Origin of the sequence: Mesorhizobium norvegicum (genome assembly GCF_004919685.1) — a bacterium.
GTDB classification, from domain to species: domain Bacteria; phylum Pseudomonadota; class Alphaproteobacteria; order Rhizobiales; family Rhizobiaceae; genus Mesorhizobium; species Mesorhizobium norvegicum.
In genome coordinates, this window is record NZ_SMYZ01000002.1 from 1 (window position 1) to 25,563 (window position 25,563).

19 protein-coding genes and 1 pseudogene are annotated in these 25,563 nt (G+C 64.3%); 9 read left to right on the top strand and 11 right to left on the bottom strand.

Annotation, left to right across the window (positions count from 1 at the left end; translation table 11 throughout):
* The 3 genes from FCU66_RS00860 to purH all read left to right on the top strand — a co-directional run.
* On the top strand, nucleotides 1-934 hold a 934-nt coding region (locus FCU66_RS00860; protein ID WP_136625387.1), incomplete at its 5' end, for an RsmB/NOP family class I SAM-dependent RNA methyltransferase.
* A 248-nt stretch (nucleotides 935-1,182) separates the two neighbouring features.
* Entirely contained in the window at nucleotides 1,183-2,907 is a 1,725-nt protein-coding gene (locus FCU66_RS00865) for a heparinase II/III family protein (RefSeq protein WP_136622236.1), read from the top strand.
* A gap of 189 nt (nucleotides 2,908-3,096) precedes the next feature.
* The gene (gene purH, locus FCU66_RS00870; RefSeq protein WP_136622237.1) at nucleotides 3,097-4,713 is read left to right on the top strand and encodes a bifunctional phosphoribosylaminoimidazolecarboxamide formyltransferase/IMP cyclohydrolase; all 1,617 of its coding nucleotides are present in this window, start codon (nucleotides 3,097-3,099) and stop codon (nucleotides 4,711-4,713) included.
* 248 nt (nucleotides 4,714-4,961) lie between these two features.
* Here the strand turns inward: purH and FCU66_RS00875 are convergent, their stop codons facing one another.
* Nucleotides 4,962-6,338: an MFS transporter gene (locus tag FCU66_RS00875; RefSeq protein WP_136622238.1), complete on the bottom strand. Its 1,377-nt coding sequence runs from the start codon at nucleotides 6,336-6,338 to the stop codon at nucleotides 4,962-4,964.
* A 151-nt stretch (nucleotides 6,339-6,489) separates the two neighbouring features.
* Nucleotides 6,490-11,304 carry an NAD-glutamate dehydrogenase gene (locus tag FCU66_RS00880; RefSeq protein ID WP_136622239.1) on the bottom strand — a complete coding sequence of 1,605 codons (4,815 nt, stop codon included), beginning with the start codon at nucleotides 11,302-11,304 and terminating at the stop codon, nucleotides 6,490-6,492.
* Nucleotides 11,305-11,439: 135 nt separating this feature from the next.
* Here FCU66_RS00880 and FCU66_RS00885 point away from each other — a divergent pair, with 135 nt between their 5' ends.
* Together FCU66_RS00885 and FCU66_RS00890 are read left to right on the top strand one after the other, a co-directional pair.
* Nucleotides 11,440-12,003 carry a peroxidase-related enzyme gene (locus FCU66_RS00885; protein ID WP_136622240.1) on the top strand — a complete coding sequence of 188 codons (564 nt, stop codon included), beginning with the start codon at nucleotides 11,440-11,442 and terminating at the stop codon, nucleotides 12,001-12,003.
* Between the two features lie 135 nt (nucleotides 12,004-12,138).
* Complete coding sequence (locus FCU66_RS00890) at nucleotides 12,139-12,465, top strand: YciI family protein (protein WP_136622241.1); 327 nt, start codon at nucleotides 12,139-12,141, stop codon at nucleotides 12,463-12,465.
* Between the two features lie 9 nt (nucleotides 12,466-12,474).
* On the opposite strand, the gene FCU66_RS00895 is transcribed toward FCU66_RS00890, so the two are convergent.
* Nucleotides 12,475-13,089, bottom strand: a complete 615-nt coding sequence (locus FCU66_RS00895; RefSeq protein WP_136622242.1) for a LysE family translocator — start codon at nucleotides 13,087-13,089, stop codon at nucleotides 12,475-12,477.
* A gap of 605 nt (nucleotides 13,090-13,694) precedes the next feature.
* On the opposite strand from FCU66_RS00895, the gene FCU66_RS00900 reads away from it, so the two are divergent.
* On the top strand, nucleotides 13,695-14,321 hold the full coding sequence (locus FCU66_RS00900) for a DUF1062 domain-containing protein (protein ID WP_136622728.1): 627 nt from the start codon (nucleotides 13,695-13,697) through the stop codon (nucleotides 14,319-14,321).
* 60 nt (nucleotides 14,322-14,381) lie between these two features.
* On the opposite strand, the gene typA is transcribed toward FCU66_RS00900, so the two are convergent.
* Entirely contained in the window at nucleotides 14,382-16,211 is a 1,830-nt protein-coding gene (gene typA, locus FCU66_RS00905; protein WP_136622727.1) for a translational GTPase TypA, read from the bottom strand.
* Between the two features lie 197 nt (nucleotides 16,212-16,408).
* On the opposite strand from typA, the gene FCU66_RS00910 reads away from it, so the two are divergent.
* Complete coding sequence (locus tag FCU66_RS00910; RefSeq protein ID WP_246093711.1) at nucleotides 16,409-16,690, top strand: hypothetical protein; 282 nt, start codon at nucleotides 16,409-16,411, stop codon at nucleotides 16,688-16,690.
* A 92-nt stretch (nucleotides 16,691-16,782) separates the two neighbouring features.
* Here FCU66_RS00910 and FCU66_RS00915 read toward each other — a convergent pair whose 3' ends face one another.
* Both FCU66_RS00915 and FCU66_RS00920 read right to left on the bottom strand, forming a co-directional pair.
* Nucleotides 16,783-18,357 carry an alkaline phosphatase D family protein gene (locus FCU66_RS00915; RefSeq protein ID WP_136622725.1) on the bottom strand — a complete coding sequence of 525 codons (1,575 nt, stop codon included), beginning with the start codon at nucleotides 18,355-18,357 and terminating at the stop codon, nucleotides 16,783-16,785.
* Nucleotides 18,358-18,657: 300 nt separating this feature from the next.
* Nucleotides 18,658-19,941 carry an MFS transporter gene (locus tag FCU66_RS00920; RefSeq protein WP_168992228.1) on the bottom strand — a complete coding sequence of 428 codons (1,284 nt, stop codon included), beginning with the start codon at nucleotides 19,939-19,941 and terminating at the stop codon, nucleotides 18,658-18,660.
* Between the two features lie 74 nt (nucleotides 19,942-20,015).
* Between FCU66_RS00920 and FCU66_RS00925 the strand changes: the two genes are divergently transcribed.
* On the top strand, nucleotides 20,016-20,633 hold the full coding sequence (locus FCU66_RS00925) for a TetR/AcrR family transcriptional regulator (protein WP_136622723.1): 618 nt from the start codon (nucleotides 20,016-20,018) through the stop codon (nucleotides 20,631-20,633).
* A gap of 44 nt (nucleotides 20,634-20,677) precedes the next feature.
* A pseudogene (locus FCU66_RS00930) lies at nucleotides 20,678-21,270 on the top strand (hypothetical protein).
* 559 nt (nucleotides 21,271-21,829) lie between these two features.
* On the opposite strand, the gene ppa reads toward FCU66_RS00930, so the two are convergent.
* From ppa to FCU66_RS00960, 5 genes are all read right to left on the bottom strand, one after another.
* The gene (gene ppa / locus FCU66_RS00940; protein WP_136622082.1) at nucleotides 21,830-22,363 is read right to left on the bottom strand and encodes an inorganic diphosphatase; all 534 of its coding nucleotides are present in this window, start codon (nucleotides 22,361-22,363) and stop codon (nucleotides 21,830-21,832) included.
* 111 nt (nucleotides 22,364-22,474) lie between these two features.
* A complete protein-coding gene (locus FCU66_RS00945) occupies nucleotides 22,475-22,981 on the bottom strand; it encodes a GNAT family N-acetyltransferase (protein WP_056586049.1) in 507 nt (168 codons plus the stop codon).
* A gap of 118 nt (nucleotides 22,982-23,099) precedes the next feature.
* The gene (locus FCU66_RS00950; RefSeq protein ID WP_136622081.1) at nucleotides 23,100-23,738 is read right to left on the bottom strand and encodes a TPM domain-containing protein; all 639 of its coding nucleotides are present in this window, start codon (nucleotides 23,736-23,738) and stop codon (nucleotides 23,100-23,102) included.
* Between the two features lie 9 nt (nucleotides 23,739-23,747).
* Nucleotides 23,748-24,617 carry a TPM domain-containing protein gene (locus FCU66_RS00955; RefSeq protein ID WP_136622080.1) on the bottom strand — a complete coding sequence of 290 codons (870 nt, stop codon included), beginning with the start codon at nucleotides 24,615-24,617 and terminating at the stop codon, nucleotides 23,748-23,750.
* Nucleotides 24,617-25,429: a TPM domain-containing protein gene (locus FCU66_RS00960; RefSeq protein ID WP_136622079.1), complete on the bottom strand. Its 813-nt coding sequence runs from the start codon at nucleotides 25,427-25,429 to the stop codon at nucleotides 24,617-24,619. Before FCU66_RS00960 ends, FCU66_RS00955 begins: the two co-directional genes overlap by 1 nt.
* Nucleotides 25,430-25,563: the final 134 nt, after the last annotated feature.

A 25,563-nucleotide genomic window follows, 5' to 3' on the forward strand; every position in this document is an offset into this window, starting at 1 on the left:
CACCTTGGCGCGCGCCAAGGAAACGGAATTGCCCGCCGCCCTTGCCGCCACCGACGAGGCGCCCAAATGGTTTTCCGACCGGCTGAAGGCCACCTACGGTGCTGAGAAGACCAGGCAGATCCTGGCGGCCCACCGCGTCGAGGCGCCGGTCGATTTCTCGGTCAAGGCCGATCCCGAGCTTTGGGCCGAAAAGCTCGGCGGCATCGTCCTGCCGACCGGCACGGTCCGGGTGGAAAATCTCGTTGGGGCCGTCACCGAACTGTCCGGCTTTGCCGAGGGCGCCTGGTGGATCCAGGACGCCGCGGCCAGTCTGCCTGCCCGCTTGTTCGGCGATGTCGGGGGCTTGCGCGTCGCCGATCTCTGCGCCGCCCCCGGCGGCAAGACCGCGCAGCTCATTCTCGCCGGCGCCAAGGTCACCGCCGTCGACACCTCGAAGAACCGGCTCGTGCGGCTGACGCAGAACCTCGACCGTCTCGGCCTGTCGGCCGAGATCGTCCAGGCCGACCTGCTCAAATACGAGCCGAAGGAATTGTTCGACGCCGTTCTCCTCGACGCGCCCTGCTCGTCGACCGGCACGGTACGGCGGCATCCCGACGTGCCGTGGACCAAGACGGCGGCTGATGTCGAAAAACTCGCCGACCTGCAACGCAGGCTGCTCGCCCGCGCCGTCACGCTGGTGAAACCCGGCGGCAGGATCGTCTTCTCCAACTGTTCGCTCGACCCGCTCGAGGGCGAGGACCTCTATCGCGCCTTTCTCGCCGGAGACAAGAACATCGCCGACGATCCGCTGCAGCCCGGCGAGATTGCCGGCATCGACGCCTTCCTGACGCCGCAAGGCACGCTGCGCACCACACCCGCCGACCTCGACCTTGGTTCGCCCGGGATTTCCGGCCTCGATGGCTTCTTCGCCGCTCGCATGCGGCGAGCCGGCTAATGCATGTCGCCCAAAAGTGCGCAGCGGTTTTGGGACAACGACATGCATAAAACAGAAGACCAAAGCGCGTTGCATTCGACCGGTCGGGCGCGACGCGCTTTGATTTAACTGTCCGGATTTACTGACTTTTTTAGGAAGGGTCGGGGGCTAAACCGGGCGATCCGGCGCCGTCCCATGGAATTCGCCTTCGCACGAGTCATGCAATCATGTAAACTCGGCGCCGGGGTAGTGGACGATCAGGAGGGGTTTTGGCACTGGCTGCCAGCAGCACGACGCGTCTGTGGACGCTTGTCGCGAAGGAGTTCTGGCGCAAAACGCGCCGGCGCCTGCGTGCCGGGCCGGTCTATCGCTGGCGCTATTCCGGCCGCACGCCCGAACGTGTGCTCATAGCACCGCCTGACCTGCGCCTCGCCGACCCGCAGATTGCGCTCGAGATTTATTACGGCCGCTATCCCCTGTCGGGGCATCTGGTCGAGACCGGCGGCAAGTCGCCTTTCCAGATCAACGTACCCAATCACGGTTGGCAGAAGACGCTGCACGGCTTTCGCTGGCTGCGCCATATGCGCGCCGCCGGCACCGAGCTTGCCGCCGCCAATGCCCGCGCCCTGGTATCCGACTGGATCGCCATGCATGGCAGCCATATTTCCGGCGTCGCCTGGGAGCCCGGCACGACGGCCAAGCGCATCATCGCCTGGCTGCAGCACTCCTCCGTCGTGCTGCAGGGCGCCGAGTTCCCCTTCTACCGCGCCTTCCTGAAGTCGGTTGCCGTTCAGATCCGCTACCTCAGGTCGATGGCCCGCGAAATGCCCGACGGCAAGGACAGGCTGCGTGCTCGCATCGCGCTCGCCTTCGCCGCTTTGTCCCTGCCGGCGCCGGCATCGGCGCTGCGCGGCGCGACCCGCAACCTCGCCGAAGAACTCGACCGCCAGATCCTCGCCGACGGCGGGCACATTTCGCGCAATCCGATGGTCGTCCTGGAAATCCTCGCCGACCTTCTGCCCCTGCGCCAGACCTATGCCAACCAGGCCGAAACGCCGCCTCAGGCGCTGATCGGCGCCATCGACCGCATGCTGCCGGCACTGCGCTTCTTCCGCCATCAGGACGGCAGCCTCGCCCGCTTCAACGGCATGGGCGCCACCATCCACGACCGCATCGCCACCATCCTGCGCCATGACGATACCGCCGGCGCGCCACTGCTGCATGCGCCGCATTCCGGCTATGAGCGCCTGTCGATGGGCGGCACCACGGTCATCGCCGACACCGGCCTGCCGCCGCCGGTCGACGTGTCCAACGCAGCTCATGCCAGCTGCCTCGCCTTCGAACTGTCGTCCGGCCGCCAGCACTACATCGTCAATGCCGGCATCGACACCTATGGCGCGGCTGAATTCCGGCCGCTGGCGCGCGCCACCGCCGCGCACTCGACCGCCACCATCAACGACACCTCATCGGCACGCTTCAGCCATTCGCTGCGCGTCAACGACCTGCTCGGTTCGCCGCTGATCGGCGGCCCGCAGCACGTGCAGTGCAAACGCACCGACCAGAAGGGTGTTCAGGGCTTCATCGCCCGCCATGACGGCTATGTCCCGCGCTTCGGCTTCCTGCATGAACGCGAGCTGAAACTGTCGGCGAACGGCAATGTGCTGGCTGGCAGGGACCGTTTCCAGCGGCCCGGCAATGCGGCGATCCGCAACAACGGCCGCGACTTCGTCACCGTGCGCTTCCACGTCCACCCCGACATCAACCTTTTACAGGACGAGCACGATCGCCTGGTGCTGGCCGCCGATCAGGCCGACACCTGGGTGTTCACAGCAGCCGAAGTGGTGCCGGAGGTCGAGGAATCGATCTATTTCGCCGGTCTTGGCGGCCCGCGCCGCAGCCGCCAGATCGTGCTTGCCTTCAAGGCCTCGGAAGTCGCCGAAGTCCATTGGCAGCTGACGCGCACCAGCATCGCCGGTTACCCGGAAAACAACTGAGCTTACCTGACCGCCGGTTTGATTTCGGGGCGGCATGTGCTACGGGCGCGGGCATCCATCACACCAGAGCGGAATGCGTTCAAGTTGAAACGCGAATTCCTCTCTGGCTTTTTGTTTTGTCGCATGATGTTTATCCGAAAAGTCCGTAACTTTTCGGCATCATGCTTAGCCGTGAAAGGCCGCCAGCCTATGGCCGTCGCCGCCAAGAACATTCCCGCACCTGACCTCGTCCCCGTGCGTCGCGCCCTGCTCTCCGTTTTCGACAAGACCGGCCTCATCGATTTCGCCACGGCGCTGGCAGCAGCCGGTGTCGAACTGGTCTCGACCGGCGGCACGGCAAAGGCGATCGCTGACGCGGGCCTGGCGGTGCGCGACGTCTCCGAGCTCACCGGTTTTCCCGAGATCATGGATGGCCGCGTCAAGACCTTGCATCCCAGCGTGCATGGCGCGCTGCTTGGCGTGCGCGACGACCCGGAGCATTCCGCGGCAATGCGCAAACACGGCATCGAGCCGATCGATCTCGTCGTCTCCAATCTCTATCCGTTCGAGGAGGTCCGCCGCTCCGGCGCCGACTACGCCTCGATCGTCGAGAACATCGACATTGGCGGGCCGGCGATGATCCGCGCCTCGGCCAAGAACCACGCCTATGTCGCCATCGTCACCGATCCCGGCGACTACGCCTCCGTGCTGAATGCGCTGGAGATGAACATCGGCTCGCTGTCTCTGGATTTCCGCAAGAAGCTGGCGGCCAAGGCCTTTGCCCGCACCGCCACCTATGACGCGGCGATCTCCGGCTGGTTCGCCGAGGCGCTCGAGATCGAGCATCCGACATGGCGCGCCTTTGGCGGCAGGCTGGTCGAGGTGATGCGCTACGGCGAGAACCCGCATCAGAGCGCCGGCTTCTACGTCAATGGCGACAAGCGGCCGGGCGTCGCCACGGCGCGCCAGCTGCAGGGCAAGCAGCTCTCCTACAACAACATCAACGACACCGACGCCGCCTTCGAACTGGTCGGCGAATTCGATCCGGCGCGCTCCGCCGCCGTCGCCATCATCAAGCACGCCAATCCGTGCGGTGTCGCCGAAGGCACCTCGCTGAAGGCGGCCTACGCCAAGGCGCTTGCCTGCGACCCGGTTTCGGCCTTTGGCGGCATCGTCGCTGTGAATCGCGTCCTCGACGCCGAAGCCGCGGAAGAAATCGTCAAGACCTTCACCGAGGTGATCATCGCACCCGGCGCGACCGGCGAGGCAGCGGCAATCGTCGCGGCGAAGAAGAACCTGCGCCTGCTGGTCACCGGCGGCCTGCCGGATCCGCGCACGCCTGGCACGACGGTCAAATCCGTCGCCGGAGGCCTGCTCATCCAGGGCCGGGACAATGCCGTGGTCGACGACCTCAAGCTGAAGGTGGTGACCAAGCGCGCACCGACACCGGCCGAAATGGCCGACCTGAAATTCGCTTTCCGCATCGCCAAGCACGTCAAGTCGAACGCCATCGTCTACGTCAGGGACGGCGCTACCGTCGGTATCGGCGCCGGCCAGATGAGCCGGGTCGATTCCTCACGCATCGCCGCCCGCAAGGCGCTCGACGCGGCCGAGGCCGCCGGCCTTGCCGAACCGCTGACCAAGAGCTCGGTCGTCGCCTCCGACGCCTTCTTCCCCTTCGCCGACGGACTGCTGGCCGCGATCGGAGCCGGCGCCACCGCCGTCATCCAGCCGGGCGGCTCGATGAACGACAAGGACGTCATCGCCGCCGCCGACGAGCACGGCATCGCCATGGTGTTCACGGGCGTGAGGCATTTCCGGCATTAGCGTTCTGCCTTCTCCCCTTGTGGGGTGAGAAGCGGTTCGCGCAGCGAACGAAAAGCCAATTGCTTGGCTTTTCGAGCTTCGAACGCCCTGAGCCTGCGAAGGGCCGGGCGTGGTTAGTCGATCCACCCTGCCGGGTCCCCGCTGCCTCGCAGCGTCCCGGCGTTCGCCGGCCTTTCATCGTGCCACTGGCACGATGAATTCGCTTCGCGAACCGGCTGCTCACCCCACAAGGGGAGAAGGAAGAGCAGCTATTCGCTTGGCCGATCCGCCGGATAGGGCGTCTTGATCAGGATCGCCATGCCGATGCCGAGGAACAGCACGATCACCGCCATGCCGAGCCGCGCCGAGCCGCTGGCCAGGGTGACGGACGCGACCATGAACGGCGCCAGGAAACTGGTCGCCCGCCCGGCCAGCGCATAAATGCCGAAATAGCGGCCGGATTCGGCGGCGGTGACGCTGCGCGCCATGTAGGATCGCGACGACGCCTGCACCGGCCCGAAAGCCACGCCGATCAACAGGCCGAAGAAGATGTAGGCCTTTTCCGCCGCCGTGCCGAACAGGCCGCCGCTGTCCGGTCCAGGCATCATCCAGAGGCCGAACAAAGTGTAGCCCGGTCCGGTCGAGACGATGCCGATCGTGGCGATGCTGAGCAGGACCAGCGAAATCATCACGATGGCTTTTGAGCCCAGCGCCGTGTCGAGACGGGCTGCAACCAGGCAGCCGAAGATGGCGACGACGTTGAGAATAATGCCGAAAATACCGATCTCGGTGATCGACCAATGGAACATTGCAGCCGCAAAGGTGCCGCCCAGCGCCAGCAGCGCATTGACGCCGTCCTGATAGATCATGCGGGCGACAAGGAAGCGGAAGATGCCGCTGCGCTTGCGCACCTCACCCAGTGTTACCTTCAGCTCCGCCAACCCCTCTCGCACCGCCGGACCGATCGGCAGGCCCTTGATGGCATCGGGGGTGAAGAAGAACATCGGCAGGATGAACAGGAAGTACCAGCCGGCAGACAAGGGTCCGGTGGCGCGTGCGTCCTCGCCGAGCTTCGGGTCCAGCGAGAAGAGAGGGTCGATACCGATGATCGTCTTGCCGGTCTCCGGCGAACCGGCCATGCAGGCGACGACGAAGATCAGCGCAATCATGCCGCCGAGATAACCAAGACCCCAGGCCATGTTGGAAATCCGGCCGATCTCGCTCTTCGGCACCAGGCGCGGCATCATCGAATCGTTGAACACGGTCGAAAACTCGGCCGCGACCGACGCCAACGAGAAGAACAGCACGACCAGGAAAAGGTTCGAACCGGGGGCGGCGAACCAAAGCAGGCAAAGGCTGGTGATCTTGACCGCGGCGAAGAACGCGATCCACGGCTTGCGCGGCCCGGTCTGGTCGGCGATCGAGCCGAGGATCGGCGACAGCACGGCGATGACAAGGCCCGCCGCGGCGATGCCGTAACCCCAGGCCGCTTGGCCGGTTTCCGGATTGCTCGCCATGCGCGAGACGAAGTAGGGCCCGAAGATAAAGGTGGTGACGACCGTGAAGAACGGCTGCGCCGCCCAGTCGAACAGCATCCATCCCCAGATGCCGCGTCCAGACGCACGCTGCACTGCTACCTCGGTCATGTCCCCTCCGATCGCCTTCATGTCGCTGGCGGTTCGCGCCATGTCTGCATGTTTTCCGATGGTCACGCAAACGAACAAGCGTCGCGCCGCCGGCTATGGCTTGGTTCCTCGCCCCCACGGGAGTGGCGAGAGGAACCCAGGCCTTCGAGGCTCACATCCCCGTCAGATCGCTCATCAGCCCGGACGCGACCGACAGCCGCGACACGGTGATGTCGCCGCCCTCGGTCAGCGCCTGCAGCCGCTCGCGGATGCGCGCCACCCGCTCCCCACCGGCTTCCAGCCAGGCCGCCACCGGATCGGCCGCCTTGGCGTGGCCGGTGAGTGCCGCCACCGCGATGCCGCGTCGTGCCGCGCCGATCGTGTCGGTGGCGCGCGACAGCGCCAGCTGGTCGTAATAGTCCGAGGGCGTGATCGAGCGTGCCGCGTCCTCGACGCGCGGGATGCGGAAGGCATCGCTGACCGCGAAGAACGCCTTGGCCGCGGCGACGATGTCGGCGCCGGCGGTGCGCGCCGTCAGCGCGATGTCGGGGATGAGTTCCGCCACCTCGCTCAGCGCCAGCTGCTCGGCCAGCCTTTCAGGCGCGCCGGCCTTGAACAGCCCGTGCCGCTTCTCCTCGATCCGCTCGCGCGAGAAGGCCGGCAGCAGCGAAACGAGCTTGGGCTCCAGCGCCTTGCGGGCTTCCTGCAGCTCAGTGATGCGCTGGCCAAGCGGTGCCGTGCCGGCATCGTTCTTCAGATACCAGCCGCTGGTCACATAGATCAGCCGGCTGACCATCTGATAGAGATCGAGCTGCACCTGGCCGTCGATCTGGTTGTCGAGCGCGTCGATCTCGCGATAGAGCGCCGGCAAGGCAAAACCGTCGCGCACCACGGCAAAGGTGCGCACCACGTCGGCGGCGGTGCGCCCCGTGGCTTCCTGCAGCCGATTGACGAAGGACGGGCCGCCGCGATTGACCAGATCGTTGGCGACGACCCGCGTGATGATCTCGCGGCGCAGCCTGTGGCCATGGATCTCGGCGGCGTATTTCTTCGCCATCCGGTCGGGAAAATAGCCCATCAGGTCGCGGTCGAAATGCGCGTCGTCCGGCACGTCGCTGGCGACGATGTCGGAGAACAGCACGATCTTGGCATAAGCGAGCAACACGCCGAGTTCGGCTCTGGTCAGCGGTTCGCCGCGCGCCTCGCGCTCGGCAAGTGCTGCCGGCGACGGCAGCGTCTCGACGGCGCGGTCGAGCAGGCCGCGTGCCTCCAGCGCCGTCATGAAACGGCTTTGATGCGCGATGTCGGCGAGGCCGCGCTTGCGGGCGATCGAAAGCGCCAGCGTCTGCTGGTAGTTGTTGGACAGCACCAGCGAGCCGACCTCCTCGGTCATCTCGGCCAGCAGCTTGTTGCGTGCCGGGCGCGTCAACGATCCCTTGCGCATGGCGGAGGCCAGCGCGATCTTGATGTTGACCTCGACGTCGGAGCAGTTGACGCCGCCCGAATTGTCGATGGCGTCGGAATTGCAGCGGCCGCCATTCATGCCGAACTCGATGCGCGCCCGCTGCGTCACGCCGAGATTGGCGCCCTCGCCGATCACCTTGGCGCGCACGTCGAGCGCGGTGATGCGGATGGCATCGTTGGCGCGGTCGCCGACCTCGGCATTGGTTTCGGTGGATGCCCTCAAATACGTTCCGATGCCGCCGAACCACAACAGGTCGACCGGCGCCTTGAGGATGGCGGTCATGATCTCGACCGGCGTGGCGGTGGTCTTGGCCAGGCCGATCGCCGCCGCGGCGGCCGCCGGCAAGGTGATCGACTTCTGGTTGCGCGAGACGATGATGCCGCCTTCCGACAGTTTCGTCTTGTCGTAGTCCTGCCAGCTCGAGCGCGGCAGCGCGAACATGCGCTCGCGCTCGGCCATCGAGGCCGCCATGTCGGGATCGGGATCGATGAAGATATCGCGATGATCGAAGGCGGCGATCAGCCTGGTCTTCGGCGACAACAGCATGCCGTTGCCGAACACGTCGCCCGACATGTCGCCGACACCGACGACGGTGAAGGGCGAGGTCTGGATGTCGCGGTTGATCTCGCGGAAATGCCGCTTGACCGCTTCCCAGGCGCCCTTGGCGGTGATGCCCATCTTCTTGTGGTCGTAACCGGCCGAACCGCCGCTGGCAAAGGCGTCGTCGAGCCAGAAGCCGTGCTTCTCTGAGATCGCGTTGGCGGTGTCGGAGAAGGTCGCCGTGCCCTTGTCGGCGGCAACGACGAAATACGGATCGTCCGGGTCGCGGCGCACGACACCGGCCGGCGGGATGACACCGTCGACGCCGATATTGTCGGTGATCGACAGCAGGCTGGAGACGAAGTTCTTGTAGGCCGACGTGCCGGCCTCGAAGATCGCATCGCGGCTACCGCCCGCCGGCAGGCGCTTGGGGAAGAAGCCGCCCTTGGCGCCGACCGGCACGATGACGGCATTCTTGACCTGCTGCGCCTTGACCAGGCCGAGCACCTCGGTGCGGTAGTCCTGAGCGCGGTCCGACCAGCGCAGGCCGCCGCGCGCCACCGGGCCGAAGCGCAGATGCAGGCCTTCGACCTCGGAACCGTAGACGAAGATTTCCCGCCACGGCCGCGGCGCCGGCAATCCCTCGACCGCGTGCGAATCGAGCTTGATCGCCAGCGACTGGCCTTTCACCTTCGTATCGGCAACGAAATGATTGGTGCGCAGCGAGGCTTCGATCAGATTGAGATAGCGCCGGATGATGGTGTCGTCGTCGATGTTGGGAACGTCTTCCAGCGCATCCTTGATCTTGGCCTTGAGATGTTTTGCCGCGACCACGCCTTCCGTCTCGGCTGTCGGGCCAAGCCGGGCGATGAACAGCGCATGCAGGCCGCGCGCAATGTCGGGATAGCGGTTGAGCACGGCGGCGATGAAGTCCTGGCTCTGCGGAATGCCGACCTGCTGCAGATAGCGGCCATAGGCGCGCAGGATGGTGATCTCGCCCGACCACAGGCCGGCGGTCTGGGCAAGGCCGTTATAGCCGTCATTGTCGACGTCGCCGCGCCAGACGGAGAGGAATGCGTCCTCGAACAGCGCACCGCCATCGGCAAGGTCGATCGGCTTGCCGTAGCTGTTCTCCAGCTCCATGTCGTGGATGAAAACCATGCCAGGCTGATCCCTATTGATCATGCCGGACTGGTCGTCGCCGACCGCGAAAGTGCGTTCGCTGATGACGCGGAAGCCGATGTTTTCCAGCACCGGCACCCGACGCGACAGCGCCACGGGACTGCCGTAGTGATAGATCTTCAGCGCCGCCTGGTGCGGCTTCTGCTCGGCATGGCGATAATAGTCGATGGCGATCGGATTGCTGGCGCTGATTTTGGCAATGCGCCCGGCATCGGCCAGCGCCACCGCTGCGCTGAACGAGTCGCGGTAGCTTTCCGGCAGCCGCGCGGCGATCGCCTTCAACGCCTGGTCGCCCCCACTGGCCTCCGCCGCATCGGAAAGGGCGTCCTCCCAGGTGCGTACGATGTCGCGGATCGCCGCCTCGATCGTCGCTTGCTCGACCTTCGGCGTCTTGCCGCCGGAGCGGCCGATGATGAAATGCACGCGCGCCAGCCCGCCTTCGGGGAAGGCCGGGTAGTAGGCCGACAGCCGGCCCTCGAATACGGTCTTCAGATAGCTGCCGATCTTCTCGCGCACGACGCTGTCGTAACGGTCGCGCGGCACGAAGACGAGGATCGAAACGAAGCGGTCGAACTGGTCGGCGCGCACCAGCGCTCGCACGCGTGGCCGCTCGACCAGGCCGAGAATGGCGGCGGCGTGCTTCCTCAGGATCGGCACCGGCACCTGGAACAGTTCGTCGCGCGGATAGCTTTCCAGCACGTTGATCAGCGCCTTGCCGGAGTGATCGTGCCGGTCGAAGCCGGACTTGGCGATGATGGTTTCGGCCTTGGACCTGAGATAGGGGATCTTCATCACCGAGCGGGTGTAGGCGGTCGAGGTGAACAGGCCGACGATACGCAATTCGCCCGCAAGCGTGCCCTTGGCGGTGTAGGTCTTGACGCCGATGTAATCGAGATAGATGCGGCGATGCACGGAAGATTTGGCATTGGCCTTGGTGACGATCAGCGGCTCCGGCCCATGCAGGAAGGCGCGGATTTCCGGTGTCGTCGTCACCGCTTCGGTGCCGCGCCTCAGCACCAGCACGTCGGGATCGGACAGGATGCCGAGACCGGGCTTGTCGGCGCGCTCCAGCGTGCCGCTTTCCTCGCCGCCGGTGTATTTGAATTCGCGCATGCCGAGGAAGGTGAAATTGTCGTCGCGCAGCCACTCGAGGAAGGCGATCGCCTCGGCAACGCTCTTCTTGTCGAGCGGCACGGCCGAATAGCGGAACTCCGAGATCGCCTGATCGAGGCGGGCCAGCATCGGCTTCCAGTCGTGGACGGCGGCGTGAACCTGGCCGAGCATCTTGCGCAGCCGCTCGGTCAATCCGCTCGCCTGCTCGGCGGTCAGCCGCGGGATATGGACATGGATGACGCTCAGCCGGTCATGGCTGCCGTCGTCCTTGGCGAAATTGCCATCGCCGAGGATTTCGTCCACACCGCCTTTGCCGTGGCGCACCACGATGACCGGATGGGTGACCAGGGTCGGCTCGCCTGATGTCTCGGTGATCTCGCCGAGGATGGAATCGAACAGGAACGGCATGTTGTCGTTGACGACGGTGATGACCGTCATCGGGCGGCCGTCTCGCACAACGCCGGAATCGGCATCGACGGCGACGACGCATGCGCCTTTTTTATGAACGGCGACCGCCCGGCCGGCGAGATCGGCGGCGCGTTCGAGGTCGGCCGTTTCATAGGTGGCGATGTCTTCAGCCGGCGCGCGGGCGAGCAGATAGTCGGCAAGCCTGGCTGGCCTTTCCTCCGCTTTTGTCGCTGCCGTGGCTTTTTTCTTCGGCTTGCTCGCGGATTTCACGCTGGCCATGACGCACTTCCCTCCCGTCAATGCTTTTACGACTATGGTAGCAGATGACCGCTGTTTGGCGACAAAGGTTTGACGGCTTGCAAAGAAATATCGGAATTCGGCGACAAGACATCGCCCAACGAGGAGAAATGACCCATGACCGGCAAAATCACCGCGCTTGACCTTGGCCAGGCAGCGCTGAGCGAGGCGACAAAAACCTATTTCGCCAAATGCGAGGAGAAGCTCGGCCTCGTTCCCAACGTGCTGCGCGCCTACGCCTTCGACGACAAGAAGCTGCGTGCTTTCACCGACATGTACAACGATTTGATGCTCGGAGAATCCGGCCTGTCGAAGCTGGAGCGAGAGATGATCGCGGTCGCCGTCTCCTCGATCAACCATTGCTACTATTGCCTGACCGCGCATGGCGCGGCGGTGCGTCAGCTGTCCGGCGACCCGGCGCTCGGCGAAATGATGGTGATGAATTTCCGCGCCGCCGATCTTTCGCCCAGGCAGACCGCAATGCTCGAATTCGCCGTCAAGCTGACGGAAGAACCGGCAAAGATTGTCGAGGCTGACCGGGCGGCACTGCGCAAAGCCGGCTTCACCGACCGCGACATCTGGGACATCGCCTCAACCGCGGCCTTCTTCAACATGTCGAACCGGGTGGCGGCGGCAATCGACATGCGGCCGAACGACGAATACCACGTCATGGCGCGGTGAGGCGGCGGCTGGAACCCAGCCAGGCCTTATATTAGCAATTTCGCATTCTCGTTGCTTGTTTGCCGGTTTGGTCCGATGATCGGCGGGCGGCATGACCACATGCCGGTTCGATGCCGCTCATCAAGGCAGGAGAACATGGCACAGTTTCTCTACGTCTATCACGGCTCGGGCAAGATGCCGACGACCGAGGTGGAGCGTAAGGCGATGACGGACGCCTGGACAGGCTGGTTCGGAAAGCTTGGTTCGGCTGTGGTCGACCGCGGCAATCCGGTTGGCATGTCGAAGACCGTCTTGCCCGGTGGCAAGATCGAGAACAATGGCGGCAGCAACCCGACCGGCGGCTATTCGATCGTCGAGGCTAAGGACATCGATGACGCTGCCAGCAAGGCCAAGGACTGTCCGATCCTGGCGGAGCCGAACTGCAACGTCGAGATCGCGCCGATCATCAATATGATGGGTTGACGCAGCGGCTCAGGACCGCGCCGCGATGGCCGCCGCCGCACCGGCCATCGTCGTCGCACTGACGCGGTTGGCGATCTTCATGGCGCGCTTGCTCTTCAGGAGCTTGCGCGCCTGCGATGCGGCCAGCACCCAGGCGAGGTCGATGGCGATCAGCACCACGGCCATGGTCGCCGTCAGCTCGACCCAGCCGATGACGCTGACCGAAGCGAGGTCGATGATGGTCGGCAGCAGCGCCAGGTAGAACATCATGATCTTGGGATTGCCGAGCGTCACCGCCATGCCGGCGAAGAACAGCTTTGCCGGAGAATCCTCGCGCGGCATCTCGCCTTCTTTTGCCTCGACAGGCGCTGTCCACATCTTCCAGGCGAGGTAGGCGAGATAGGCGACGCCGACCCACTTCACCACGACGAAGGCGAAATGGAAGGTCTGCGCCACAACGGCCAGCCCGAATACCGCCAGCGACAGCCAGATGCCCTCGCCGATCCACATGGCCAGCAGGAACGGGAACACGTCGCGAAAGCCCTTCGAGATGACGCGCGCGACGAGCGCCGCGATCGACGGACCGGGCGAGCCGGCGGCAACGAACAAGGCGGCGGCGAAGATGAGCAGCGAGGTGAGGTGCATGGCCGTACTCGTTATTTGTGGAAACCGGATGCTATCTGATCGAATCAGATTTGGCACCCTGCGGCCGACGCAACCATTGCCAGCTGGAGCAGCGTCGGTGCTGCCCCTCACCTGCCTGCCGGCATCCTCTCCCCGTAAACGGGGCGAGGGACGCTCTCGTCACCGATTTCGCCAATCACCAACGTTGCAGAAAGGAGCGCCGAGGTCGCGGCCAGCCCTCTTCTCCCCGTTCACGGGGAGAAGGTGCCGGCAGGCGGATGAGGGGCGGCGCCGACCTCGACAATTGCTGCCTTGCCGTTCCCATCAGCCCTGGCTAGAAAGGCCGCCGCGAAACAATTTTGAGCTTCACTTTGCCTACGTAACCGCCGGTCTCGTCAACTCCCCCGACACACTGCATGACGCCGCATTCGCGGTGTCTGTTTTCATTTTCATGTGTTCTTCTGGGCGGCGGTTCGAGACCGGTTTGGCACTGCTGAACCGCGTCGCGCGGCTTTTGCCCGTGACACCTGATTTCCAAAAACCGCAGCCTACCGCCACGCCGTGCCCGCATGGGCATCTCGACATCGCCGACCTGATGAACTTCCCGACGGGAAGGGCTTATCGGCATGTCTGGACTGCTGCGTATCCACTGGGCAATCGCGCCCAAGACCGCACCTCGACCGCTCATCAACTGCAACCGCTGCGGCACTGTGAAAGCCTATTGCAGCAGCGGAAAGTTCCGCGTCAACGCCAACGGCAAACGCATTGACGTCTGGCTGATCTATCGCTGCATCGACTGCGACAATTCCTGGAATTTCGGCATTTTCGAGCGCTGCAACCGTCGCGACATCGAGCCTGCCTTGCTACAGGCGCTCGAAAGCAACGATCCGGCACTCGCCCGCCGCCATGCCTTCGATGTGGTCGCGCTGCGGAACCGGATCGGGCGCATCGAGGAATTTCCCGATGTCGCCGTTCGCAAGCGCAGGCTCGGCGACACCAGGGAAGCCGCGACCGTGCTGGAACTCCAGCTTGGGCTCGATATGCCGACGTCGCTGCGGCTCGATCGGCTGCTCGCCGGCGAACTCGGCATCTCGCGATCACGGCTTCAGGCGCTGGAAGAGAAGGAATTGCTGATCCTTGGCCGGGACGGGGCGAAGGCCCTGCGCAAGCCGGCCCGCGAGGGAATGACGATCCGCATCGATCTCGTCGGCGAACCCGACCGCGAAGCCATCATTTCAGCTGCCGGCGGATGAACGAAAAGGGGCGGAGCATTGGTTTGCTCCGCCCCTCTGGGTTGTTGGAAAATAGCGAGCTTACGCCGCGCCGACCGCCTTGGCCGACTTCTCGAAGCGCTTGCGCTCGTTCGGATCGAGATAGAGCTTGCGCAGACGGATCGTCTTCGGCGTCACCTCGACCAGCTCGTCGTCCTGGATCCAGGCCAAGGCCTTCTCCAGCGTCATGCGGATCGGCGGCGTCAGCTTCACCGCCTCATCCTTGCCGGCAGCGCGGATGTTGGTCAGCTTCTTGCCCTTCAGCACGTTCACTTCGAGATCGTTGTCTCTGGAGTGGATGCCGATGATCATGCCCTGATAGACCTTGACGCCGGGATCGATGACCATCGGGCCGCGGTCTTCCAGGTTCCACATGGCGTAGGCCACCGCCTCGCCCTGCTCGTTGGAGATCAGCACGCCATTGGTGCGGCCGGGCAATTCGCCCTTGTAAGGCTCATAGGCATGGAACAGCCGGTTCATCACGGCGGTGCCGCGCGTGTCGGTCAACAGTTCCGACTGATAGCCGATCAGGCCGCGCGTCGGCGCATGGAAGACGATGCGCTGGCGGTTGCCGCCGGACGGACGCAGCTCGACCATCTCGGCTTTGCGCTCCGACATCTTCTGCACGACGATGCCGGCATGCTCCTCGTCGACGTCGATGACGACTTCCTCGACCGGCTCGAGCAATTCGCCGTTCTCGCCCTTCTGCATGACGACACGCGGACGCGACACGGCGATCTCGAAACCTTCGCGGCGCATCGTCTCGATCAGCACGGCCAGCTGCAATTCGCCGCGGCCGGAGACGAAGAACGAATCCTTGTCCGGTGATTCCTCGATCTTCAGCGCGACATTGCCTTCGGCTTCGCGCAGGAGGCGGTCGCGAATGACGCGGCTGGTCACCTTGTCGCCCTCGGTACCGGCCAGCGGCGAATCGTTGACCAGGAACGACATGGTCACGGTCGGCGGATCGATCGGCTGCGCATGCAGCGGCTCGCTCACCGCCGGATCGCAGAACGTGTCGGCGACGGTACCCTTCGACAGGCCGGCAATGGCGACGATGTCGCCCGCCTGGGCTTCATCGATCGGCTGGCGTTCGAGGCCGCGGAAAGCGAGGATCTTGGAAATACGGCCGGTTTCGACCAGCGTGCCGTCATGGTGCAGCACCTTGACCGGCTGGTTGGACTTCAGCGTGCCGCTCTCGATGCGGCCGGTGATGATGCGGCCGAGGAACGGATTGGCTTCCAGGATGGTGCCGATCATGCGGAACGGGCCGGGATGCACGGTCGGCGCCGGCACATGCTTGATGACGAGGTCGAACAGCGGCGCCAGGCCCTGATCCTTCGGGCCTTCCGGATTTTCCGAAACCCAGCCGTCACGGCCTGAACCGTACAGAATCGGGAAGTCGAGCTGCTCGTCGGTGGCGTCGAGCGCTGCGAACAGGTCGAACACCTCGTTGACCACCTCGACATGGCGGGCGTCCGGGCGGTCGATCTTGTTGATGACGACGATCGGCTTCAGGCCGACCTTGAGCGCCTTGCCGACGACGAATTTGGTCTGCGGCATCGGCCCTTCGGCGGCGTCGACCAGCACGATGGCCGAATCGACCATCGACAGGATGCGTTCGACCTCGCCACCGAAATCGGCGTGGCCGGGGGTGTCGACGATGTTGATGCGGGTGTCCTTCCAGTCGACCGAGGTCGCCTTGGCAAGGATGGTGATGCCGCGTTCCTTTTCGAGGTCGTTGGAATCCATGGCGCGCTCGGCGACGCGCTGGTTGTCGCGAAAGGAGCCGGATTGCCGGAGCAATTGGTCGACAAGGGTGGTTTTTCCATGGTCGACGTGCGCGATGATCGCGATATTACGGATTTTCATGTTCTGGTCTCGGAAGCGTTGCAGGCAGCAGGCCAAAAGGCGCTGCCTCTTTCGGTTGCGCGGCTCATACAGGGTTTTTCGCAGTTGCGAAAGAGGAGGCGCGACACCAAATACTCATCAAATCTTAAGCATCTGCGTGTGAGATGATTTTGTTAACCAAGGCGGGAACCTTTCGGGGCCCGGGCAGTTCGAACGTCATGACCGATAAACTCAACCGATTCTGGCCGCTCATCGCGTCCGCAGCCTTCGCTGTCCTGCTGGCGGCCAACGCCGCGCAGTCGGCCGCCACGCTGCGCGAGGCGCGCCCCGTTGCGCAGTCCGACACGCAGACAGCCGAACAGGCCTTTGCCGACGCACCTGATGGTGTGGACCCGATGGTGACCGGCCCGGTCAGCGCCGCCTTCAAGCAGCGGCAGGTCAGCGCCAACTGCGACAGCGCCGTGTGGCCGAATATTCCGATGGTCTGCTACCCGGATTAAGTCGGCGCTTCACCCCCGCCCCGTCTCGCCAGCTTCGCTTTGCGAAGCCGCCGCGCCGACCCTCCCCACAAGGGGGAGGGTGAAAAGTGCGCTTACGCCGACCGCACCGGGTCGAGCGTCACCTTGTAGAGCTCGTTGTCGTCGCGATCCATCAGCCGCACGGTCATCTGCTCGCTGGCGCCGTTGATGTCGACCAGCCCGAAGAATTGCAGGCCGGCCGATGGCGGCAGGTTCTGGCCTTGCTCGGCACTCGGCGCCTTGATGAACTTCAGCTCCGGGCCGAACGTCATGTCGAAATCGTTCGGGCCGAACGTGCCGGCATGGATCGGGCCTGAGACGAATTCCCAGAACGGGTTGAATTCCTGGAACTGCGCCTTGTCCGGATTGTAGTAGTGCGCGGCCGTGTAATGCACGTCGGCGGTCAGCCACACCGTGTTGCTGATGCCGGCATTCTTGATGAAGCGCAGCAGGTCGGCGATCTCGAGCTCGCGCCCTTTTGGCAGGCCATTATCGCCATTGCTGACCGCTTCGGCGCCGACCTTCTTGGTGCCATCGTCCCAGACGACGAGGCCGAGCGGCATGTCGGCGGCGATGATTTTCCAGGTCGCCTTCGAATTCGCCAGTTCGCGCTTCAGCCATTTCGTCTGCTGTTCGCCCAGCATGCGCGATTGCGGCGTCATCTCATCCTGCATGTCCGGACCATTGGGCCCGCGATAGGAGCGCATGTCGAGGAAGAACACGTCGAGCAGCGGCCCATAGGCAATTCTGCGATAGACGCGGCCGGGCTCGGACGGCTCGTAGCGGATCGTCGTCATTTCATGAAAGGCGCGCGCCGCACGGGCCGCCAGCACGTGGATGGATTTCTCCGTGTAGCGATTGTCGGCGCTGAGATCCTTCGAATCCGACCAGTTGTTGAGCACTTCGTGGTCGTCCCACTGGTAGAAGGTCGGGCAGATGGCGCTGAGGCCGAGCACATTCCTATCCATCATGTTGTATTTCCACTGGTCCCGGTACTCGTCCAGCGTCTCGGCGACCTTGCGCTTGCCGTCGATCAGCACGACGTTCTTCCACTTGCCGCCGCCGGGCAGGTCGACCTCGTCCTTCATGGCGCCGTCGGCATAGATGGTGTCGCCCGAATGCAGGAAGAAGTCGGGCGTATGCCTGCCGATCGTGGCGTAGGTCTTCATGCCGGTCTCGTCGATGCCCCAGCCTTGGCCGGCAGTGTCGCCCGACCAGGCAAAGCGGATGTCGCGCTTCGAAGCCGGCGCCGTCCTGAAGCGGCCAATGATCGGCTCGGAAACGGCGTTGATGTCGGCGAGATCGGCTGATGTCATGCGGTAGAAGATGTCCTGATCGGAAGCGAGGTCGGTGAGCAGCCGCTTGACCGTGTAGTCGCTGGCCGGCGAGGTATCGAGCGGTGCCAGGCGTGTCGCATTGGCGAAATTCTCCGTCGACGACACCTCGAACATAACGCGCGACGGGCGGTCGGTGCGCGTCCACACCATGCCGCTGGTTGCGTCGACATCGCCCGACTGGACGCCATGGGTGAAGGCCGGCCGCTGACCGGCGCGCGAATAATAGGGCAGCGCCAGGCTCGAAACGCCGGCCAGGCCAACGGCGCTGGCGGAGGTGACGAAAGCGCGGCGGGTCATCGTGAGCTTGTTCATGGCTGTCTCCTGGATGGCTTGAACGGTGCCGCCAAGGTCCAGCGTCAATGTTTCAGGGACATCTCGGGATGATGAAGTTTTGATAACAGTGGGCAGCTCGACGAACTGCCAATCTCCCCCCGTGTGGGGGAGATGGCCGGCAGGCCAGAGGGGCGCGCTGTCCCGCCGACATACAAGGTCAAAAAGCCGCAGCCTTCGGGTAGACCGTAGGTTAGAGGCTGGCGATCCTTCGCGCCCCCCTCTGCCCTGCCGGGCATCTCCCCCACGAGGGGGGAGATTGGCAGCTTGGCCGATCGCGCCTCAGGCCGCCTGCGGCTCCGGCTCGAAGGCCGGCTTGCTGGTGTTGATCAGCAGCGAGATACACGCCGCGGCAATCGCCGTCATGCCGGCAATCAGGAAGGCCAGTTCGTAGTTGCCCTGCAACTCGCGCATGGTGCCGCCGAAGGCTGCGGCGGTGGCCGCACCGATCTGGTGGCCGGCGACGATCCAGCCGAACACGATCGGCCCGCTGCGGTCGCCGAACGCCTCATTGGCGAGCCGCAGCGTCGGTGGCACGGTGGCGATCCAGTCGAGGCCGTAGAGCACGGCGAAGATGATCAGGCTGGTCGCCGAGAAGCCGGAATAGGGCAGGTAGATCAGCGACAGGCCACGGATGCCGTAATAGACGCCGAGCAGCTTGCGCGGGTCGTAGCGGTCGGTGAGCCAGCCCGACAATGTCGTGCCGATCAGGTCGAAAATGCCCATCATCGACAGCAGGCCGGCGGCCTGCACCTCGCCGATGCCCATGTCGCCGCAGAAGGCGATCAGATGCGTGCCGACCAGCCCGTTGGTGGTGAAGCCGCAGACGAAGAAGGTGGCGAACAGGTACCAGAACACCCTTGTGCCGGCGGCGCGGCGCAACGTGTTGAGCGTATGCGCGAGGAAATTGCCTTGCGACGCGGGCGATGTCGGCGGCACGTCGTCGGCCTCGGCGCCGTAGCGCACCATGCCGATCGAGGCCGGCCGCTCCGGCACCAGCAGCCAGACCACCGGTATCAGCGCCGCGGTGGCAATTGCGACCGCAGTGACAACCGGCTGCCAGCCACCCGACTGCGCCAACGCGGCGATCAGCGGCAGGAACACCAGCATGCCGGAGGCGCTGGAGGCCGACATCAATCCCATGACAAGGCCGCGATTGGTCTTGAACCAGCGATTGACGATGGTGGCGCCGAGCACGCTGGCGACAGCGCCGGAACCAATGCCCGAGAACACGCCCCAGGTGATGAACAGATGCCAGGGCTTGGTCATCAGCAGGCTGAGCGCCGTCGAACCCGACATCACCACCAACGAGGCCAGCAGCGTACGGCGCAGTCCGATGCGCTCCATCAGGGCTGCGGCAAATGGACCCGTCAGGCCGTAAAGCAGGATGCCGACACCGGCGGCCAGCGAGATGATGTCGCGCCGCCAGCCAAAACTGTTCTCAAGCGGCAGCATCATGACGGCGGGAGCGGACCGCAGGCCGGCCGCGACCAGCAGGCAGAGGAAGATGACGCCAACCACGACGAAGGCGTAGCGCTGGCCAAATGGGTGGGATTGAGCTATCATGTTACTGACCGGTACGTTGCAGGGTGGGAACATGTATACGTACCGATCGGTAACATTGTCAATCGAGTCACATGATGCCAACGGACAAAAATATTGATCTGACCATCAGCGACGGTCATGCATCGGCGCCGCCAAAGGCCGCCAAGAAGATCCTCGATGTGGCCTATGACTTGTTCTACCGGCGCGGCATCAGGGCCATCGGCGTCGACGAGATCGTCAAACGCGCCGGCGTCACCAAGCCCAGCCTCTATCGCAGCTTTCCGTCCAAGGATGAACTGGCCGCTTCCTATCTCAGGCAATACGATCTTGAATACTGGGAGCGTTTCGATGAGGCGGTCGCCGCTCATCCCGGCGACCCGCGCGCACAGATCAAGGCTTTTCTGACCCGCATCGGCAAGCGCACGCAAGTGGCGGACTATCGCGGCTGCGGCATGACCAACGCGGCGGTCGAATATCCTGACCACAGCCATCCGGCCCGCGTGGTCAGCGAGGCCAACAAGCAGGAACTGCGCCGCCGGCTGCGCGGGATGGCGGTTGCAATGGGCGCGCAAGACCCTGACACGCTGGGCGACGGCCTGCTGCTTCTGATCGAAGGCGCCTATATCAGCGGCCAGCTGTTCGGGCTCGGCGGCCCGGCGCAAGCGGTTGCCCGCAACGCCGATCTGCTGATCGAAGCCAGCTTGAAGAAATAGCGTTTGACGCTACGCTGCACTGGCCTGCAACGGAGATGTCCGCGATGCGTAGCCTGCTCATTCCGCTCATCCTCGCCGGCTTCTGCCAGGTGTACACGCCGACGGCATTGCAAGCGCCTACACCGATCTCGACTCGAAGAAGGACTGCGTGACCTACGCGCAGGCCGAGGAAGGCGACGGCGACTGGGCCGAACTCGCCTGTTCAGGATATCGCGGCTATCCCGTGCTGATCGCGTATGACGATGCTCGTGAATCGCTGTTCTACGGGTTTCCGCCCGGCGGCGACATGACGACGGTCTGGGAGAGCTTTTCCGGTTTCAATTCGTCCGGAGCCAAGGTCGAGTGGCGCATCGAGACCAAGGGCGACAAGGCCGTGCCCTTTGCCGCGATCCATCGCCGCTCGATCAGCAACCCGGACGACGAAAAAAAGCCGACCGAGGTGCTGCTCGTCGCCAAGGTCGGCCAGATGGACGCCCGCGACGGCTGCACGGTCGGCCTGGTGCTGGCCACCGGCAATCCCGCCGCCAACGACCAGGCGCGCAAGCTTGCCGACGACAAGGCACGAACCTTCGCCTGCGGCAAGGACAGGCACACCGTCATCGGCAACGTGCCGGCTTTCGGTAGGGTGGATAATTAGGCACGTGGGCGCGAGGCCCCCCTCTGCCCTGCCGGGCATCTCCCCCTCAAGGGGGGAGATTAGACCGCGCTACGGTTTTCGCCAGTTTTCAACGTTGAAAGAGAAGCGCCGCCGACGAAGCTGCCAATCTCCCCCTTGAGGCTACGCTATGCACACATCTTCTGTGACTGGCATGACTGATCGGCCCAAGGCTTGATTGCCACGTGGTTCCCCCAATCCGTCGCTGCTTCGCAGCGCCACCTTTCCCCCCTCCGGAGGGAAAGGAAGGGAGCGTTGCTGGACGAGCGTTGACGGCAAAAAGCTTGGCGCCTTTCCTCTACCCCGTCGATCGGGGGAGAGGTGGCTCGGCGAAGCCGAGACGGAGTGGGGGTCGACCAGCGCAGCATAAGACAATGCATGCGCCAAGCTGCCATGCACGCTATCGCCAAACACCAGCCGCTTGGAAATGTGTGCATAGCGTAGCCCCTTGAGGGGGAGATGGCCGGCAGGCCAGAGGGGGGCGCCTCGCGCCAGTGTTTTGAAAGATACCACCGCTGCCCGAAGGAAGGGTAGCCGGTTCCTACTTGCTCTTCTTGGCCCGCTCGATCGCGTCGACGATCATCTTCTTGGCATATTTGGAATCGTGCCAGCCTTCGATCTTGACCCATTTGCCGGGCTCGAGATCCTTGTAGTGCTCGAAGAAGTGCTGCACCTGCTGGCGAGTGATGTCGGGCAGTTGGGTGTATTCGGTGACGTTTTCGTAGCGCAGCGTCAGCTTCGGTGACGGCACGGCGATCACCTTCTCGTCCTGGCCGGCATTGTCTTCCATCACCAGCACGCCGATCGGCCTGACATTGATGACGCAGCCGGGCACCAGCGCGCGCGTGTTGCAGATCAGCACGTCGATCGGATCGCCGTCACCCGACAGCGTGTGCGGCACGAAGCCGTAATTGCCGGGGTAGCGCATCGAAGTGTGCAGGAAGCGGTCGACGAACAGCGTGCCGGCTTCCTTGTCCATCTCGTACTTGATCGGCTCGCCGCCGATCGGCACTTCGATGATGACGTTGATGTCCTCAGGCGGATTCTTTCCGATGGCTATGGCTTCGATGCGCATGGCTTTGTCCCTCTTTTGATGAGAGATCGATAGCGGGCGCTGCCGCGCGGCGCAATGCGGCGAATGGTGCTGGTGCGATCGGAAGACGCGGGGGGCCGAAAGGCCGGTCTGTCATTCCCAGACGAAAGCGACCTTCTTCAGTGCCTTCTGCTCGAAGATCTCGACGCCCTCGGCGACATCGCGGCCGCCGGCGCCGGCATAGAAGGCAAGCGCGTTCTGGTTGTCTTCCAGCGCCCACACCACCATGCCTTTGAGCCCGTGATCGGCCAGACGCGCCCTGGCTGCCGCGAACAGCCGGCTGCCGAGCCCGATGCCCTGATATTCCGGCCGCAGGTACAATTCGTAGATTTCGCCTTGCTGGCGCAGTTCACGGGCGCGGTTCTTGCCGATCGTCGCATAGCCGGCGATCTTGCCGCCGATTTCGACGACCAGAACGGTGGCGGCGCGGCGAATCGCGTTCGCCCACCAGTCGGCGCCACGACGGTTGATCATCGATGTCAGGGTACGGTGCGGAATGATGCCCGAATAGGCGCCGCGCCAAGCCTCCAGATGCACCTCGGCGATGGCACTGGCATCGCGCGGGTCGGCCTTCCTGATGTCGATGGTGAGCGTATTCATGATTTGTTAACCATAAACCCGCATCGCCCGATTGCAAGAGTCCGGGCGGCCCGCCGACCGCTTTCTCACAGGCGATCACCGCCTCGGTGAGAGGCCTTCAATGCCTCTGTGGAAAGGCTCAAATCTCTACGAGATGATCGTCCAGCTCGTTGGTGTCACCCGCCGTGACCGGGAAATGCTCGGCCAGCACCGCCCCCACCTGCTCAATCGCCTTGACGAAGCCGTCGGCGAGCCGGTCGTCGCCGGCATGCGCGGTCAGATCGCGCACGACGCCATCCCAGACATGCTGGCCGACCTTGGCGTCGATGCCCGAGTCGGCGACCACTTCGGCATAGCGTTCGGCGATCGAGACGAAGACCAGCACGCCGGTGCGCGCCGTGGTGCGGTGGACGTTGCGGGCGAGGAACTGCTTGATCGCATTGGCGTGCGCCGCCTGGTAGCGCAGCCGCCTCGGCACCAGATGGATGCGCAGGCCGGGCAGCGCCCACACCAAGGCCAGCACGCAGGCCAGCGCCAGGAGCTGGGCAAGCACGAAATGCGGCAGCCGGATCGACAGCCACCAGGCCTCCAGCCCATAGCCGACCGCCAGACTGACGATCAGCATGCCTACCGTCACCATGAAGGCGGCCGGGAAGAAATAGCCGTCGCTGGCATGCGCCACGACGCAGTAGATCTCGCCGTCGGTTTTCGATTCGGCGGCGCGGATCGCGGTGGCGATGCGCTCATGATCCTGCGGGCTGATTGGTCGTGTTGCCATGATCTTGTCTCACCAGCTTCCTGAAGAACCGCCACCACCGGATGAGCCGCCGCCGCCGGAAAACCCGCCACCGCTGCTTGACCCCGAAGACCAACTGCCGCCGGAACTCCCCGACGACCAGCCGCTGCCCGACGACGAACCCGATACCCAGCCGCCGCCCGGCCCGTGGCCGTAACGAAACGTCATGCCCAGCCATTTGTACACGCCCGGCGACAGCTTTGTGCCGAACATCGGCGGCAGGAACGCCATCGCCAGGCCGCCGAAGAACAGCGTCCCCCACACGATCAGGAACACCGCGACGATGGGGGCGATGGAGGTGCTGTCGTCGGCGGGATTGCGGTGACCGCGCGCTTCCAGTTCTTCCGGATTGCCTTCCAGCACCATGACCATATCGTCGACGGCCTTTTCTATGCCGCCGGAGAAATCGCCGGCGCGGAAGGCCGGCACCATGTCGTTTTCGATGATCAGCCTGGTGTGCAGATCGGTCAGCGTGCCTTCCAGCCCATAGCCGACCTCGATGCGCATCTTGCGGTCGTTCTTGGCGACCAGCAGAAGCACGCCATTGTTTTCGCCCGCCTGGCCGAGCTTCCAGAAGCGGAACAGCCGGTTGGCGTAAGGCTCTATCTCTTCGCCATCGAGGCTGGGGATCGTCGCGACGACGATCTGGTCCGAGCCTTTTGTCTCGAAATCGGCAAGCTTCTGCGTCAGCGCCGTCTTGGTCGCCGCATCGATGATGCCGGCATTGTCGACGACGCGGCCGGTCAGCGCCGGCAGTTCGGCGGCGTAGGCCGTGAAGCAGGAGAACAGCACGGCCACAGCCATCAGGACAACGGAGGCGAAGCGGCCGGGTCTCGACAGGCTGATCGTGCGTATCGTCATCACCAGCTTCCCGAAGAGCCGCCGCCGCCGGATGAACCGCCGCCGCCGGAAAAGCCGCCACCGCCGCCACCAGACGACCATCCACCGCCGGAGCTTCCCGATGACCAGCCGCCACCGGAAGATCGCCGGCTTGGCTCGAAGGTCATGCCGAGCCAGCGGTAGCGGCCGGGCCCAAGCTTCTGGCCGAAGATCGGCGGCAGGACGGAGACCGCGATGCTGCCGAAGAAGATGATCGCCCAGATGCCGATGAAGACGGCGAAGAACAGGTCGTCGGAATTGAAGGGCGCCTGCTGGTTGCGCTCGCCGCGCGCCTCCAGCTCCTCCGGATTGCCTTCCAGCACCATGATCATGTCGTAGACGGCCTTTTCTATGCCGCCGGAGAAATCGCCGGCGCGGAAGGCCGGCACCATGTCGTTTTCGATGATCAGCTTGGTGTGCAGGTCGGTCAGCGTGCCTTCCAGCCCATAGCCGACCTCGATGCGCATCTTGCGGTCGTTCGGCGCGACCAGCAGCAGGACGCCGTTGTTTTCCTTCGCCTGGCCGAGTTTCCAGAAGCGGAACAGCCGGTTGGCGTAGGGCTCGATCTCCTCGCCGTCGAGGCTGGGGATCGTCGCGACGACGATCTGATCGGAGCCCTTGGTCTCGAACTCGGCAAGCTTTTGCGTCAGCGCCGCCTTGGTCGCGGCATCGATGATACCGGCATTGTCGACGACACGGCCGGTCAAAGCGGGGAGGTCGGCGGCGAGGGCGAGCGGCAAGAAGAGGAAGCTGAGAATGGCAGCCAGGAATGTCAGGCTGGCGTTTCTTGGCACCCCCCTCTGTCCTACCGGACATCTCCCCCGCAAGGGGGGAGATTGGCTGTCATCACTGACGGCTCTTTTTCTGTGATGTCGAAAATTGGCCAATCCGCCAAAGCTGCCGATCTCCCCCCTTGCGGGGGAGATGT